This is a genomic window from Pseudactinotalea suaedae, from assembly GCF_009733815.1.
Classification (GTDB): Bacteria; Actinomycetota; Actinomycetes; order Actinomycetales; family Beutenbergiaceae; genus Pseudactinotalea; species Pseudactinotalea suaedae.
On sequence record NZ_WNXY01000010.1, the window covers coordinates 15,154 to 30,883 of the forward strand.

Sequence of the window (15,730 nt, forward strand, 5' to 3'; positions counted from 1 at the left end):
TGACGGCCGCAGCAGGACTCAGTCGGCGCCCGGCCCGAGAATCCGGAACCCCCTCCATCCGACGCCTACCTGTCCGCCTGAACGCCACGTGCCCGAAGCCGTGCTGGTGTAGAGCATCAATGCACCGCTTGATGTGCGGCCGAGAAGGTCAGGCAGACCATCGCCGGAGAAGTCACCCGGCGCGACGATGGCATCGAAGATCTGCCAACCGTGGCCGACCTGCCGCGCACTTTGGAACCGACCGTCACCGCGGCCCGGGTACAGCCACAGCCGGCCACCCGTGTCCCTCGCAACGATGTCCGCGTGACCGTCCGCGTTGACGTCCCCGGGCGCCACGATCGCCGTCCTCGTGCCCCAGCCGACGCCAATCTGTACTGCTCCTGCCAACTGCCCGCCGCCCCGGCCGGCGTAGAGCCACAGGCGACCCGAGGTATCCCTGGCCATGAGATCAGCACGGCCATCTCCGGTGAAGTCGCCTGCACCGATCAGGAGGTTCATCCGTGCCCAGCCCGGCCCCACCACGGCGGAACGAGACAAGCCGCCCGTGGCACTGCCGGCATAGAGCACGAGGCGTCCGCGGGCGTCCCGCGCCACCACGTCCCGGTACCCATCACCCGTGATGTCACCGACTCCGGTGACCAGGCTCATGGCACCCCAGCCCACACCGACCTGCTGCCGAGCTCCGAAACTCCCCGATCCGGTCCCCGGGTAGCGGTAAAGCACCCCGTTCGATGCGATCGCGAGCACTGCTGAACCGCCGGCCGCGCCATCGCCGGGCAGCGACCCCGGGTAGCGCGCGAAGACCTGCGTGTAGTAGCGGTCGCCGTTCCGCTCGCAGTATCCGATGCCGATGTGGGTGTAGCTGCCCAGAAGGTTGGCGTTGTGCCCCGGGGATCCGATCCAGGCAGCCACGACGCGGTCATAGGAGTAGCCCCTGGCGACGTTCTCCGCCGCTGCCGACCATCCTGAGGGGATCTGCTGGGCGAACCGCGGGTTGTGCCCCATCTCGCCTCGATTGCACTGCACGTCCGACCACGCGGCAGCCACGGCGTCCATCTGGGCATTCCGTACGAGGGGCGCGCGCCCGTTGCTGCTGCGGTGGGCGTTGGTGTCCGCATGGATCCTTGCCGTGGCCGCGGCCTCCGTGACCGCGTGAGCGGGAGCCGCGGGCACCATGGCCAGCCCCAGCACCATGACCGCGAGGGCTGCGAGCGCGAGCCTCGGGGACCGTCGGGGAGCCGCACGGAAGGAACGGCCGAAACTTGACACAGCAACCATGGTGGTCAGCGTAACGAGGCGCTCCGGTACGACATCGACAAACAGGTTCACGAGATCGTGCCCATCGACGTGGGCAAGAGCCCAGAAGCTCAGCGGGCGGCTGTGGACGACGCTCGGTACAACGACGCCAGCTTCGCTTCCTGACTCTCCCACGAGTAGGTCTGCTCCAGGTCTCCCTGCGCGATGCGCTCCCGGTACCTCGGCAGCGCGGCGAGCGCCCGCGTCAGTGCTTCCGCGCACGCGTCGACGTCCCCGTATGGGAAGACTTCCCCCACGCCCGTGCGACGGACGAAGGCTCCCATCTCGGCCAGGTCACTCGTGATGATCGGGAGTCCGGCAAAGACGTAGTCGAAGATCTTGTTGGGCAAGGCCATCTCGTGGTTAGGAATTCCGCCGATCATGGGGTGGATGCCCAGGTCAGCCGTTCGTAGGTAGTCGAGCACAGCCTCGGGCTCGACCGGCTGCAGCAGGTGCATGCGGTCAGCGACACCCATCTCCTCGCCACGACGCGCGAGCTCTGGGGCGAAAGGAGCTGTCGGGCTCGGGACACAGACGAGGGCGAGGTGCACGCCCGGTACCTGGGCGAGAGCATCGACCACGGTGGCGACTCCGCGTTTGGGGGCGGTCACCCCGGAGTAGACGAGCAGCGGTATCTCTGGAGCGAGCCCGCAGTCGCGACGGATGTCGGACGGGGCCACGGCGCGACTGCTGACGACAGGCGCGTTCAGGACCACCGTCGGCCGGGCAGCAAGCCGATGGTTGCGGTGGAGCGCATCGGCGATGGGCTCGCTGACCGTGATCACCGCGTCCACGCTCTTGATGTGATGCGCCTCCATCTGCCGCCACGCGGTTCGCAACCGTTCGCTCGACCGGACCGCGCCGGCTACGAACTCGTGCGCGTCGTAGATCAGGCGCGGGCGCGCCCCGCGGGCAGCAAGGTGGTTCGTCGCGTTGACAACCGCTTCCAGAACCGCGGCATCGTGGGCGTGGATGATGGCGGGGTCGTGGCGCCAGATCTCGCGGGTGAACGCCAGACTGATGTCTGAGAAGGCGGGAACTTCGTAGTTCCAGTCCAGGCGGCTCACCGGGCGCTCCTGGTCGTCGAACGCGGCCCACCGCCGCTGAAGGCGAGCCTCCCGGCCGTCGTGGTAGCGCACGCGCCACTCGGTCAGCAACCGGGCGAGGCGGAACATGGCGCGCACGAGCCGCGGGTGCCGGGAAGCTCGGAAGCCCGCAATTTCCTTCTGCTGACGCGCCCACTCGGCCTCTGCGTTGGAGCGATAGCCAGGAAACCCTGGGCGCCGTGCGCGGCGAGCGCGCTCCCGCTCCGCCTTGAGAGCGGCCAACGAGAAAGGAACCGGGAGCCCGATGGTCGGGATTCCTTCGAGGTTCGCCTCGACGCGCTCGGTCGCCCCGCGCGGAAGTCCATGGATCAGGACCACGTCATAGCCGAGCTTGTGGACCGTCTGGGCAGACTTGCGGACTCGGGCATCAGCGACGATGTCGGTGTGCACGACCATGACGACCTTCGGCGCAGTCGTGGGGCCAGCCGTGGGACTTTCAGGAACCACGTCGTCCACGCTCATCCCCAGGTCGTGCCTCAGTGCAACAGCACCAGGTTACTGGACGGGCAGGCGCGGACCGTCTCGCCGCTCCACAGGGCGTTCGACCGGTGCTCCTGGTCGAGGAACTCAGACTCGACTCGTTCTCAACCCTGACCGACAACGATGCGCTTGACGCCGTCCCAACCGTCATCATCTGTCATGTTACGACCGTCGACGAGAACCTCGACGCCCGGCAGCATCGCCGCAGACAGCCCCGCGTACTCAGGGTGGTCTGCCTGGATGATGGCACCGTCGATCGGCTCCCCGAGGGCGTAGGCGTCGAAGCCATATCCACCGAGCTCCTCGGCGGTGTACATCGGATCGTGGACGACGACCTCGGCACCGGCTGAGCGCAGTGCCGCGACAGTCGGGAAGACGCCTGAGAACGCCGTCTCCTTGACGCGCCCACGGTATGACGCCCCCAGGACAGCGATTCGCTTCCCCGCCAGACCGCCGATCGCACCCTCGAGCAGACCGACGGTGTAGCCCGGCATCTGCATGTTGGCCTCGCGGGCAGCCCTCACGACGGTGGCGTCAGGATCTGTCCACAGGTACAGGCGAGGGTAGACCGGGATGCAGTGACCACCGACGGCGATGCCCGGGCGATGGATGTGACTGTAGGGCTGCGAGTTCGAGGCGTCGATCACCTGGAAGACGTCGATGCCGTTCTCGGCTGCGAACTTCCCGAACTGGTTGGCCAGCCCGATGTTGACGTCGCGATAAGTGGTCTCGGCCAGCTTCGCCATCTCAGCCGCCTCGGCGCTCCCGAGGTCCCAGACCCCGTTGCCGCGCTCGAGGTCGGGCCGCTCGTCGAAGTCGAGCACAGCCTCGTAGAACTGGGTGGCGAGCGCAGCACCGGCCTCGGTGAGACCGCCGACCAGCTTCGGATACTTGCGCAGATCGGCGAACACGCGACCGGTGAGCACACGCTCTGGCGAGAACACCAGGTGGAAGTCCGTGCCTTCCGTCAGACCGGAGACCTCCTCGATCAGCGGCTTCCAGCGGCTGCGGGTGGTGCCGACCGGAAGCGTGGTTTCGTAGGAGATCAGGGTGCCGGGCGTGAGGTGCTGGGCGAGCGATCGCGTCGCGCTGTCCATCCAGCCGAAGTCGGGTTCCCACGTCTCGTCGTTGACGAAGAGCGGCACGACGATGACGACCGCATCGGCGCCGGGAATTGCGTCACCGTAGTCGGTCGTGGCCCGGAGCGTGCCCGCCGCTACCGTCTCAGCGATCTTCTCCTGGAGGTGCGCCTCGCCCGGAAACGGCTCGTTTCCGGCGTTGACGATGTCCACGATCTTCTCGTTGACGTCGACACCGACGACCTGGTGACCTTTGGACGCGAACTGAACTGCGAGGGGCAGTCCGATCTTGCCCAGCGCCACGACAGCGATCTTCACTCGCGGTTCCTTCCTTCAGGACCATCGGTCTATCTAGCGGCGGCGCCGCGGTGTCGGGCCTCGGAGCCGTTCCTGGCCCGAGCGACGTCAGACGGTGATCGGAACAGTCGTTCCGTCGGCGGCCGACGCCAGCACAGCCTCGGCCACGGCGACAGTCGCGTATCCCTGGCGCATGGTGACGATGTCGCTCTCCTTGCCGAGGACGGCATCGCGGAACGACTCGTGCTCGACCTGCAACGGCTCGCGCTTGGAGATGGCGTACCGGATCACGTCGCCCTCGGAGACGCCACGGAACTGAGCGACGTCTTCCCAGACGGTCTTGACGACACCGTTGGCGTAGAACGTCAGGTCCGCCAGCAGCGTGTCCGCGATGAACGTCCCCTTCTCTCCGGTGACGACCGTCAGTCGCTCCTTCATGGGCGAGAGCCAGTTGACCAGGTGGTTGCTCACCGTGCCGCCCGAGAGGATGCCGGTGATGGCCACCAGGTCCTCGTGCTCGCGGCCGCTCTTATACGCGGTGCGCGCCGACACCGCCGTGAACTGCTGCTGCGTGACCCACGCCGTCAGGTCGATGTCGTGCGTGGCGAGGTCCTTGACCACACCGACGTCGGCGATCCGAGCGGGGAAGGGTCCCTGTCGTCGGGTGGCGATCTGGTAGACGTCGCCCAGCTCGCCGCCGTCGAGCCGCTCGCGCAGCGACTGCAGCGCGGGGTTGTAGCGCTCGATGTGCCCGACGGCGCCCACAAGACCCTTGGCCTCGAACGCGTCCGCCAGCGCTCGAGCCCCCTCGGTGTCCTTCGCCAGCGGCTTCTCGACCATGGCGTGCACGCCGGCCTCGGCGAGGGCGAGCCCTGCTTCGGTGTGGAACCGCGTGGGGGCGGCCACCATCGCGTAGTCGATACCGGCCTCGATGAGGGCGTGGACGTCAGGCAGCACGGGGAGTCCGCCCGCGACGCCGTGCGGGTCGCCACCGGGGTCCGCGACCGCCACCAGCTCGACGCCGTCGAGCGAACGCAGCACGCGAGCGTGGTGGCGGCCCATCATGCCGAGGCCGAGGAGGCCTGCTCGCAAGGTAGCCATCAGGCACCTGCCTTGACGACGGTGTTGACCGCGGTGACGATGCGATCCAGGTGCTCCTGCGTCAACGACGGGTGCACCGGGAGCGAGATCACCTCGCGAGCCGCGCGCTCGGTCTCCGGCAGGTCCAGCCCGGGCGCGAACGGCGCGAGCGACTCCAGCCGGTGGTTCGGGATCGGGTAGTAGACCCCGCTGCCGATGCCGTGCTCCTCACGGAGGGCCTTGACCACACGGTCCCGGTCCTCGACCACGCGGATCGTGTACTGGTGGTAGACGTGCGTGGCACCCTCGGCCACCGGGGGCACGACGACGCCCTCGAGGTTGGCGTCGAGGAACGCCGCGTTGCGCTGCCGATCCGCCGTCCAGCCACCCACCTTGCCCAGCTGGACGCGACCGATGGCGGCGTGGATATCGGTCATGCGGGCGTTGAACCCGATCACCTCGTTGGCGTACTGGCGCTCCATGCCCTGGTTGCGGAGCAGCCGCACCTGACGTGCGATGTCGCCGTTGGCGCAGGACACCATCCCGCCCTCGCCGGAGGTCATGTTCTTCGTCGGGTACAGGGAGAACATCGCGAAGTCGCCGAAGGTGCCGACCTGCTGGCCGCCGAGCTCAGCGCCGTGGGCCTGCGCCGCGTCCTCGAAGATCTGCAGACCGTGCTCGGCCGCGAGTGCTGACAGGCCGGCCATGTCGGCGGGGTGCCCGTACAGGTGCACCGGCATGATCGCCTTGGTGCGGTCCGTGATGGAGGCGCGCACAGACTCGACGTCGAGGCAGAACTGATCGGGCTCGATGTCGGCGAAGACGGGCGTCGCACCGGTGAGCGCGACCGAGTTGCCGGTCGCGGCGAAGGTGAACGACGGCACGATCACCTCGTCGCCCGGTCCGATCCCCGCCGCCAGCAGTCCGAGGTGCAGCCCGGCGGTGCCCGAGTTGACGGCGACCGACTCGCGGCCTCCCGCCAGCTGCTCTCCGAACTCCTTCTCGAAGGCGGCGACCTCGGGGCCCTGCGCGATCATGCCGCTGCGCATGACGCGGTCGACGGCGGCGCGCTCGTCGTCGCCGATGATCGGCTTCGCGGCCGGGATCAGGTCGTTCACGCTTGCTCCTCGTCCTGCGGCACCAACGTCTCGCCGCGCTCGATATAGATCTCAGACGTACGTGGGCACTCCCAACGTCCGTCCCCGACAGACACTAGGGGAAGCCCGGCCCGGCCCACCCACTTGATCCGGCGCGCCGGAACTCCGGCCACCAGTGCGAAGTCGGGCACGTCCTTCGTCACCACGGCGCCTGCTGCCACGGTGGCAAACCGGCCGATCGTGACCGGTGCCACGCACACGGCACGGGCGCCCACAGACGCTCCTCGGCGGATCGTCACACCGACCGCCTCCCAGTCGTGGCCGCTCTTCAGCGAGCCGTCGGGGTTGATGGCGCGCGGAAAGGTGTCGTTGGTCAGCACGACGGCCGGGCCGATGAAGACACCGTCCTCCAGGACCGCCGGCTCGTAGACGAGGGCGTAGTTCTGAACCTTGCAGTTGTCGCCCATGGTCACACCGGTGCCCACGTAGGCGCCCCGGCCGATGACGCAGTTCTCTCCCAGCACGGCGCTCTCGCGTACCTGAGCCAGGTGCCAGACGGACGTACCGTCGCCGATGGAGGCACGAGCATCGACGTCCGCCGACTCAACGATCCTGGTACTCATCCTGGCCCTTCCCTGGCGCAGCCGTGTCCGGATGGACGCCGCAAGCGTAGCCGGGCGGCCCGCAGGTGGCGCGGGCGCCGACCTGTGAGTCGCGCCACCCCTCCGTCGCTCGGCCTCGCCCACCCGTCCGCACGAAGGAGATGGTGGGTATCCTGACCGACGTCCATTGGCCGCCCGGTCGGGGACGAGGAGGGTGAGAGTTGGCAAGGTCGGCCACGGATACCGCGGATGAGGTGCACGTCTATGAACCTCATCGCGCAGGCATCCCTCCACTCGTTCCCTATTTTCGCGGTCTCTGGGCTCGCCGGGAGTTTGCGGCTGAGTTCTCCAAGTCCGGCATCCGGGCAGCCAACACGCAGACAGTCTTCGGGCAGCTCTGGCTGGTCCTGAATCCGCTGCTGCTCGCGCTCGTCTACTACTTCCTGATCGCTGTTCTCCGCGGCGGGGACTCAGGTGGCCTCCCGCGGCTGGCCAACCTGACAGGCGGCCTCTTCCTCTTCACTTTCGTGGCGGGAAGCATGTCCTCCGGCGCCAGCTCGGTGACGGGCGGCGGGCGGCTGATCATGAACATGAACTTCCCACGCCTGCTCATGCCGTTCGCTGCGGTCAGAACAGCATGGTTCAGGTTCCTGCCCACCCTTCCGGTCTACGTCCTGCTCCATCTGCTGTCCGGTGCGGGTTGGTCGTGGACGATGCTCCTGTCCGTCGTGTTCCTGGGGTATGCCGTCGTCTTCGCCATGGGGATCGCTGCTCTTCTTGCGACGCTGCAGGTCTACTTCCGGGACACCTCGAGCTTCCTGCCCTACTTCAGCAGGATCTGGCTCTACGTCTCACCGATCCTCTGGGCGGTCCACGACACCGCCGGACAGTTCGGCACCTTGATGGCGATCAACCGGATCGTCAATCCTCTCTACTCGATCGTCGGCGGTTGGGTCGAGCTCAGCCTCAACGGCGTGATGCCGAGCCCGACGACCTGGGTGATGGGTGCCGTCTGGGCCGTCGTCATGTTCGTCGTCGGATCGCTGCTGTTCATGTCTCGGGAGCGTGATTTCACTGTCCGCCTCTGATAGCACCTACGACGACGCTGAGATGGACATCGCTCACTCAGCTCAGAAGCCGAGCCCGGGCGAGCCCCCGGTCGTCAGCGTCCAGGACGTCTCAATCACCTACCGCACGACGTTCGAGAAGGTTCCCACTCTCAAGTCGGCGATCGTCCGGCTCGGCCGTGGCGAGCGCGCCGTGCATGTCGTCGAGGCGCTCAAAGGCGTCAGCTTCGACGTCACACGCGGCTCGTCGGTCGGAATCATCGGCGCGAACGGCGCCGGCAAGTCCACCTTGATGAGGGCGATCGCCGGTGTCTTGCCGCCGTCATCCGGTCGTGTCGAGGTGCGCGGTCGGATCAGCGCGCTGCTCGCGCTCGGCGTGGGGTTCAACTCCGCCCTGACCGGACGCGAGAATGTGATCCTGGGCGGTCTTGCGTCTGGCCTGAGCCGCAAGGAGGTCGTAGCGCGCGCAGAAGAAGTTGCTGCGTTCGCCGAGATCGGTGAGTTCATCGATGTGCCGGTCCGGACCTACTCGTCCGGGATGTACCAGCGGCTGGCGTTCTCCGTCTCCGTGCACATGGACCCCGACATCCTGCTGATCGACGAGGCGCTCTCGGCCGGTGACGCCAGCTTCAAGGTCAAGGCCAACGCGAAGATGGCAGAGCTGATGAAATCGGCCCGTGCCATGTTCCTCGTATCGCACTCGTTGAACGCTGTACGCGAGATGTGCGACGACGCCCTCTGGATCCACAAGGGCAAGCTGATGATGCACGACACACCTGATGCCTGCATCAAGGCCTACACGAAGTTCCTCGAGGTCGGAGAGAACGCCTTCACGCTCGAAGATCTATGAGCGGGCGAGCGGACGTCGCCGTGCTCACCTCGGGGCACGACGCAGCCGATGCTCGCCTCCACCGAGAGACAGCGGCTCTGCAACGGCGCGGGCTCGCCGTCGAGGTTCTCGCGCTGGGTGCGAGCTCGGACGGGCCGGCTGGCGCCACCGTGCGCACCTGGAAGCGCGGCAACCCGGTGCAGCGAGCCGTCCACGCCGCGTCGCTCCCGTGGCGCACCCGCGCCGGCACCGTCATCACGCTCGACCCGGACATGGCGTTCATGACCGTCCTGCATCGCCTGCTCGGTCCCGGGCGAGGCCGCCGGATCGTCGCCGACGTCCATGAGGACTACGCGGCGCTGCTGGGCGACCGCGCGTGGGCTCGCGGCATCGCCGGTCTGCTCGGTCGGGCGTGGGCGCGGCTGGGCTCGTGGGCGGCCGCTCGCGCTGACCTCACTGTTGTCGCGGACAAGCATCTCCTCCCCGCGGCGCCACGTCGGATCGTGCTCAGCAACAACGCCGACCTCAGCTTTCTCCCCGCACCTGCTGACCCTGAGCCGCAACCGCGCGCCATCTACATCGGCGACATCCGCTCCAGCCGCGGGCTCGACGCGATGATCGAGGCGATGCGCGCAGCCCCCAGCTGGACGCTCGATCTCGTCGGCCGGGTGAGTACCGCCGCCGCTCGTGAGCTCCTGGAGCGCGTCGAGGCCGATCATGACCTCGGTGGCCGAGTGCGCGTGCACGGTCAGCTGCCTCCCCGTCAGGCGTGGCAGCTGGCGCAGGGCGCGTGGGCAGGTTTGCTTCTGCTTGAGGACACACCGGCGTTTCGGGAGGCGGTGCCCAGCAAGCTCTACGAGTACACAGCGGTCGGACTCGCCGTCGTCGCGACGCCGCTCCCCCGGGTCGTCGAGCTCCTCCAGACGTGGGGCAACGGCGTGGTCTGCGCGTCGGCGGCCGAGGTCGCCGAGCAGCTGCGCTCGTGGGCCAGCAGCCCTACTGATCTCACGTCGCTGCACGAGGCGGCACGCAGCTGGCGTGCCGGGACACCCGATGAGCCGACCGAGCTCGCCGCCTTCGCCAGCGCCGTCAAGGCATTGAGCGTGAAGACGTCATCATGATGACGATGCCTCACCTGCTGCTGATCGCGATGTACTTCCCGCCCTCGCGGGCCTCCGGCGTGTACCGCGCCCTAGCGCTTGCCAACTACCTGGCGGCGCACGGCTGGCGAGTGACGGTCATCACCGTCGACGAGGCGTACTTCGACGAGGTCACCGGCTCCGCCGATCCCGGTCTGCTCGAACGGATCCATCCCGAGGTTCGGGTCCGTCGCGTGCGCATGCCGCGCGGCCACCTGCAGTCGGACCTCCGCAACGTCGGGTGGTGGCGCGCCAACTTTCCCAAGCCAGCGGCCCACATCGATGGGCTGGTGGGCAAGGTCTTCCCGGACAAGTACACGCGCTGGATCCCGGGCGTCGTGGCCGATGCGCTCCGGGTGCATCGTCGCGAGCGCATCGATCTCGTGCTCTCGACGGGGAATCCCTGGAGCAGTTTTGAGGCAGCGCGCCTGATGCATCGCGCCACACGCATCCCGTACGTTCTCGACTACCGCGACTCCTGGACCCTGAGCCAGTTCACCGAATCCGACGCCTTCCCGCCCGGACATCCTGCCCGCGCTGCCGAGGCGTCCGTGATGGCGGGCGCGGCTGCTGCCGTGTTCGTCAACGAGCCCATGCGGCAGTGGCACGCCGAGCGCTACCCCGACGTGGCTGACCGGATGCTGGTCCTCGAGAACGGCTACGACCCGGACCTGTTCGACGCTCCGCCGTTCCGACGTCCGGACCCTGCTCAGCCGCTACGGTTCGGCAGCGTCGGCACGATCACCGAGGTCTGGCCACACACGGAGGCCTGGCAAGGCTGGGAGGACGCACGCTCCGCACCCGAGCTCGAGGGTGCAACCTTCGACCTCTATGGGCACCTCGGATTCTTCCCGCAGGCGGTCCCGATCATCCGCAAGCTGCTCCCCGGACCCGGGTCCGGGGTGGTCTGGCGCGGCGCTATCAGCAAGACCGATCTGCGTCGCGTGTACGCCGAGATGGATGTCGTCGTGATCGCGATCCCGTCGTCGCGGTACGTGACCGCGGGGAAGGTCTACGAGGCGATGGCGACCGGCAAACCCATCGTCGCCATCCACACCCCCGAGACAGCCGCGAGCGACCCGCTCCGCGGCTACCCGCTCTGGTTCCCGGTTACCGAGCTCTCGATCGAGGCCGCAGCGGAGGCATACGTCGCGGCTGCCCGCGCGGCTCGTACTGTCACTGCGGATGACCACGCCGCCGCGCTCGTGCACGCGGAGCGGTACCGTCGCGCCAACCTCCTAGAACCTTTCGAGCTCGAGCTGCGGAGGCTCACCCATGGCTGAGTCAGACCCGGGACGGGAGAGCGCGCAGCTGGTCGTGGTCACACCGTGGTTCCCGAGCTCCAAACACCCCTTCGCGGGTGTCTTCGTGGCTGACACGGTTCGCTCTCTGGGCCACGCGCTCGACGGCTCCCTGCCGCCGGTCGTCCATGTCGACAACCGACTTCCTGAGGACTGCACACCCGCCGCCTGGGAGCGCTACGGCGACATCGACGTGCTCCGTATCCCTGTGCCGACGCCGCCCGGCACGAGCCGGCAGCAGATGGGCCGAAACCAGCGGAACGCGCTGGTGGAGCACGCGCGCGACCTGATCGAAGGTGCGGATGCCGTGCACGCCCACGTCGGGATCCCCGCGGGCTGGGCTGTGGCTGGCGTCGTCCGGCCCGAGACGCGCCTGGTGGTGACCGAGCATGCGACCTATCTGGCACGGGAGCTCAGCCATCCCGCCGGTCGTCAGATGTACCGCGAGGTCCTGGCGGGCTCTGCCCACGTGCTGGCGGTCGGTGACGCGGAGGCGCGCCGCATCCGCCGGACGTTCCCCGAGCACCGCGCCAAGGTGGCGGCGCTCGGCAACCCCGTGCGGTCGCGAACGCTGCCACTGCGCCCATCGACCCCTGGATCCCTCGACCGCTGGCTGTTCGTCGGCAACCTGATCGAGCGGAAGGGCGTGCTGAGGATCCTGGAGTCCTTCGCACGTTGGCACGAGGACCACCCCGACCGCACGACGAGCCTCACGTTCGTGGGTGGCGGGGAGCTGGACGAGAAGCTGCGCGAGCGCGCACATGAGCTGGGCATCGCTGACGCGGTCAGGTTCACGGGTCCAGTTGCTCCCGAGGACCTTCCTCCGCACTTCTTGGCCGCCGATGTCCTGGTTCACCTGTCGACGTTGGAGACCTTCGGGCTCACGCTGGTCGAGGCCGCGTTGACGGGGCTCCCGGTCATCACGACGACGTCCGGTGGTCCGGAAGAGACGCTTGCCGAGGCTGCGTCTGCCGGACTGGCCAGGTTCGTAGGAATCCGACCGAGCGTCGCCGATGTCGTGGCCGCCGCACGCGTCCTGGAGTCGTCTGCCCCAGGGGCCGATGCGTCGCGCATCAAGGCAGACCTGCTCGAGCGGTACGGCGAGGAGGCGTTCGGAGCTCGGCTCCTTGCCGTCCTCGACGGGGGGCCTGCCGCGCCGGACCTTCCTGACGACGCTCCCACGCTCGTGGCGCTGGCCAACTCTCCGCGCGCGTACCGCCGGATGCACCAGCTCGCACTGATGGCGACGCACGCCGGCGTCCGACTGATCCAGGCCACGGACGAGGCGGGCGAGCGCGACGCCTGTGACCCTCGTGTCGAGGTTCTCGACTTCAGCGGGACGATGAGCAACGCGCCCTGGCACCTGCCCGAGCGTGCGCTCATCAGCGACCTCCCTGCATGGCTGCTTCGCCGAGTCACCGATGTCGGTGCCTTCGCCGCCAAGGTGATGGGCGGCGGCTCGCGAGAGGAGACGTGGCGGCGCCGCGCGGAGCGGGTCCAGGGTCGCCACACCCGCGTGGCTCGGGCTGTCCACGACCGCGGCTTGTACCGATTCGGCTACTCCTACGTCGACCCGTGGTACTCCGGCTGGCGATGGACTGACCGGATCATCGATCGGATGCGTGAGCTCCCCGTGGTTGCGGTGGCGATGCTCGACACGACGACCCGCCCGGTCGCCTGGCGGCTCGCGCGCGAGTTCCCTGACGTGCGAATCCTCGGAGTGCCCAGCGTCCAAGACCTGTGGTCGATGGCTCAGGAAGATCCCGACAACCAACCGCGGAGCGCCTGAGCCGCCGCACGGCCGTCGTGCACGGCGGACGCGTAGCGGCGACCCTCGTGGCCGATCCGCGCGCGACGCTCGGGATCGGCAGCCAGACCGCTGACGACGTCCTGGACGTCGTCTGGCGTTGCCTCGACGATCGGCAGGTCGAGGCCGGTCGTCGCCCTGACTCGATCGCGCACGTCCGTCCGCACATGCCCGACGACGACCCGCCCAGCCGCCATTGCCTCGCAGGCTGCCACGCCGTAGCTGCCGATCCGGAACTGGTCGAGCACGATGTCTGCGGCCTGGACCACCTCGGGCATCTGATGCGATCTCACCTGGTTCGCACGGTGGTATCGGATGAGCCCCGCCTCGTCCATGCGTCGCATCACCGGGTCGACCAGCTCTGACCCCTTCATCGGACCTCGACTGGGCACATGCAGCACAGTGGGGACCATATGCGGGCTCGGTGCGGCCAGCTCGCTCCACCGAGCGGCATCGACGACAACCGGGCACCACGTCGCACCCGGCACGTCGTCGAGAAGATCGGGTGTCGAGACGAACGTGGGACCGTCGAAAGCGGCGAAGACTGCAGCGACCTCGCGAGCCCTGTGCTCTCGTAGGACCAGATCTGCGAGCACTCCTGGCGTGAACGGAGACCACGGCTCACGGTCGGCGTGGCGTGAGGGCAAACGCACGTCCGTCCCATGGGCGATCAGCGCAATGGCGAGCCCCGCATCTCGCAGGGCCTCGACTTCGGCACCTACGTCGCGATGAAAGAGGACACCGAACAGCGGTCTGCCAGCCTCGAGGAGTACATGGGAGAAGTTCGTGCTGACCCACGCCAGCTGCTGTCGAGCCCAGTCGCCATCGCCATCGGCAACGACAGGCGAGATCCGCTGGTCGGTGGGCATCAGCAGCGCGCCGACGCCGACCTCGACGCAGACCGCGCTGGCGCCGGCGAGGTGTGAGGTGACTGCACGCGACCACGCGTACCCCTGACCCGCGAAGTTCGCCGGTGCCACCAGCAGCCGTGGTTCGCCGGGCGCCACGGCAGGCCGGTCAGAACTCACCCGTGGTGCGCCCTTCAGCAGCCACCTGGTGCGCAATGCTGCCGATCGCGCCACCGGAGGGACCTGATGGGCGAGCAGTCTGGCCCGCACCCGAAGAGGCGTCGTCACCCTCGAGATCCGAGACAGGGCCTGGCGCAAGCGCATGCTCCACGGAGAGGATGGGATGGTCTCCTAGACTATCGGGGATGTCGAAGCCCGAGGATCCCCCGCGTCCTCACTTGCTCTACATCGTGTGGGGATTCCCGCCCAGCCGCGGAGGCGGTGTCTACCGGGCGCTGGCGACGGCCAACGAAGCCGTGCGTGCCGGCTTCCGGGTGACGGTGCTGACCGCCGAGGAGCAGGTGTTCCGACGGTATACGGGCTCAGACGAAGGTCTGCTCGAGCTGCTGGACCCTGCCGTCCGGGTGAGGCGCATCCCGTTCCGCTGGCCCGTGCGGGAGGTCCCGGTCACCGGTGACGGCTCGTTCCGGGACACCCTGCGACGAGTACGACGCAAGGCCATCGCGCTCTGGGGCCGCGTTCCCTTCCCGGAGACCAACTACGGCCACTGGCGCCGACCGCTGACCCAGGCAGCGTTGACGATCCATGCTGAGGACCCGGTCGATCTCGTCGTGGCCACGGCCAACCCGAACGTCACGTTCGCCGCCGCGCACACACTGGCCCAGCACGCGAAGATCCCGTCAGTTCTCGACCACCGGGACGCGTGGCTGCTGGACGTCTTCTCCGGCGCGACCGTCAAGCCAAGCCGATCGCGGGAGGCCCGCTGGGAGCGGCGCATGGTGAGCGATGCGACAGAGCTGTGGTTCGTGAACGAGCCGATCCGCGACTGGCACCGGCAGCGCTACCCCCAGTCCGCCCCGAAGATGCATGTGGTGCCCAATGGCTGGGATGGCGAGGCCGTCGGCCACGTCACGCCCCCCAGGCCGCCCGACCACTCACCCACGTTCGGCTATCTCGGGACCATCAGCGCCAAGGTTCCGATAGCACAGCTTGCTCAGGGCTGGGAGCTGGCGCAACGGTCCCTGCCCGACGGGTCACGGCTGGTGCTGGCGGGTCACGCCGGCTACTTCTCCGCACCCGACCCCCGTGTCACGTCGGCGCTGGACCACGCGGCTGCCCTCGGGATCGAGATCCGCGGACCCGTACCCAAGCGCGCGGTCTCATCCTTCTACGACGAGATCGACATCCTGGTGCTCGCGCTCGGAGACGGGCGCTACGTCACCAGCGGCAAGGTTTACGAGTACATCGCCACGGGTCGCCCGATCGTGGCGGTGTTCTCACCGACCAGCGCAGCAACCGCAGTGCTGGCCGGATATCCAGGGGCGGTCCAGTCGGTCTCGACCGAGCCGGACGACATCGCGGACGCGCTGGCGGATGCGGTTCGTGCCTGGCGCGACACCGACGCGACCGATCTCGCCGAGCGACGGCTGGTCGCCCACCGTTTTCGCCGCGACCAGGTGCTCGCCCCGGCGCTGCGTCGCCTTCGAGATGCTCTGCCAGACAACTGAGGGTCCGTGGCGCC

General features: G+C 68.3%; 13 protein-coding genes. 6 read left to right on the forward strand and 7 right to left on the reverse strand.

What is annotated here, in order from left to right:
• Positions 1-18: 18 nt before the first annotated feature.
• The 6 genes from GPA04_RS16340 to GPA04_RS16365 all read right to left on the reverse strand — a co-directional run bounded on the left by GPA04_RS16340 (position 19) and on the right by GPA04_RS16365 (position 7,058).
• Complete coding sequence (locus tag GPA04_RS16340; RefSeq protein ID WP_156225279.1) at positions 19-1,329, reverse strand: FG-GAP-like repeat-containing protein; 1,311 nt, start codon at positions 1,327-1,329, stop codon at positions 19-21.
• Positions 1,330-1,367: 38 nt separating this feature from the next.
• A complete protein-coding gene (locus tag GPA04_RS16345) occupies positions 1,368-2,864 on the reverse strand; it encodes a glycosyltransferase family 4 protein (RefSeq protein ID WP_156225280.1) in 1,497 nt (498 codons plus the stop codon).
• Positions 2,865-2,986: 122 nt separating this feature from the next.
• On the reverse strand, positions 2,987-4,279 hold the full coding sequence (locus tag GPA04_RS16350; RefSeq protein ID WP_156225281.1) for a nucleotide sugar dehydrogenase: 1,293 nt from the start codon (positions 4,277-4,279) through the stop codon (positions 2,987-2,989).
• Positions 4,280-4,366: 87 nt separating this feature from the next.
• Positions 4,367-5,359, reverse strand: coding sequence for a Gfo/Idh/MocA family protein (locus GPA04_RS16355; RefSeq protein WP_156225282.1), 993 nt, complete (start codon positions 5,357-5,359; stop codon positions 4,367-4,369).
• Positions 5,359-6,456, reverse strand: coding sequence for a DegT/DnrJ/EryC1/StrS family aminotransferase (locus GPA04_RS16360; protein WP_156225283.1), 1,098 nt, complete (start codon positions 6,454-6,456; stop codon positions 5,359-5,361). Before GPA04_RS16360 ends, GPA04_RS16355 begins: the two co-directional genes overlap by 1 nt.
• The gene (locus GPA04_RS16365) at positions 6,453-7,058 is read right to left on the reverse strand and encodes an acyltransferase (protein ID WP_156225284.1); all 606 of its coding nucleotides are present in this window, start codon (positions 7,056-7,058) and stop codon (positions 6,453-6,455) included. The genes GPA04_RS16360 and GPA04_RS16365 overlap by 4 nt, the downstream gene beginning before the upstream one ends.
• A 200-nt stretch (positions 7,059-7,258) precedes the next feature.
• Between GPA04_RS16365 and GPA04_RS16370 the strand changes: the two genes are divergently transcribed.
• From GPA04_RS16370 to GPA04_RS16390, 5 genes are read left to right on the forward strand one after another with little or no spacing between them, the layout of a single operon-like run.
• Positions 7,259-8,125 carry an ABC transporter permease gene (locus tag GPA04_RS16370; RefSeq protein ID WP_156225285.1) on the forward strand — a complete coding sequence of 289 codons (867 nt, stop codon included), beginning with the start codon at positions 7,259-7,261 and terminating at the stop codon, positions 8,123-8,125.
• Positions 8,126-8,147: 22 nt separating this feature from the next.
• Positions 8,148-8,954 carry an ABC transporter ATP-binding protein gene (locus GPA04_RS16375; RefSeq protein ID WP_156225286.1) on the forward strand — a complete coding sequence of 269 codons (807 nt, stop codon included), beginning with the start codon at positions 8,148-8,150 and terminating at the stop codon, positions 8,952-8,954.
• Positions 8,951-10,054 carry a glycosyltransferase gene (locus GPA04_RS16380; protein ID WP_156225287.1) on the forward strand — a complete coding sequence of 368 codons (1,104 nt, stop codon included), beginning with the start codon at positions 8,951-8,953 and terminating at the stop codon, positions 10,052-10,054. The genes GPA04_RS16375 and GPA04_RS16380 overlap by 4 nt, the downstream gene beginning before the upstream one ends.
• Positions 10,054-11,355, forward strand: coding sequence for a glycosyltransferase (locus GPA04_RS16385; protein WP_162458642.1), 1,302 nt, complete (start codon positions 10,054-10,056; stop codon positions 11,353-11,355). Before GPA04_RS16380 ends, GPA04_RS16385 begins: the two co-directional genes overlap by 1 nt.
• Positions 11,348-13,162: a glycosyltransferase gene (locus tag GPA04_RS16390; RefSeq protein ID WP_156225289.1), complete on the forward strand. Its 1,815-nt coding sequence runs from the start codon at positions 11,348-11,350 to the stop codon at positions 13,160-13,162. Before GPA04_RS16385 ends, GPA04_RS16390 begins: the two co-directional genes overlap by 8 nt.
• On the opposite strand, the gene GPA04_RS16395 is transcribed toward GPA04_RS16390, so the two are convergent.
• Entirely contained in the window at positions 13,126-14,208 is a 1,083-nt protein-coding gene (locus GPA04_RS16395) for a glycosyltransferase family protein (RefSeq protein ID WP_156225290.1), read from the reverse strand. The two genes, GPA04_RS16390 and GPA04_RS16395, sit on opposite strands and share 37 nt — an antisense overlap.
• A 185-nt stretch (positions 14,209-14,393) precedes the next feature.
• Here GPA04_RS16395 and GPA04_RS16400 point away from each other — a divergent pair, with 185 nt between their 5' ends.
• Positions 14,394-15,716 carry a glycosyltransferase gene (locus GPA04_RS16400; RefSeq protein WP_162458643.1) on the forward strand — a complete coding sequence of 441 codons (1,323 nt, stop codon included), beginning with the start codon at positions 14,394-14,396 and terminating at the stop codon, positions 15,714-15,716.
• Positions 15,717-15,730: the final 14 nt, after the last annotated feature.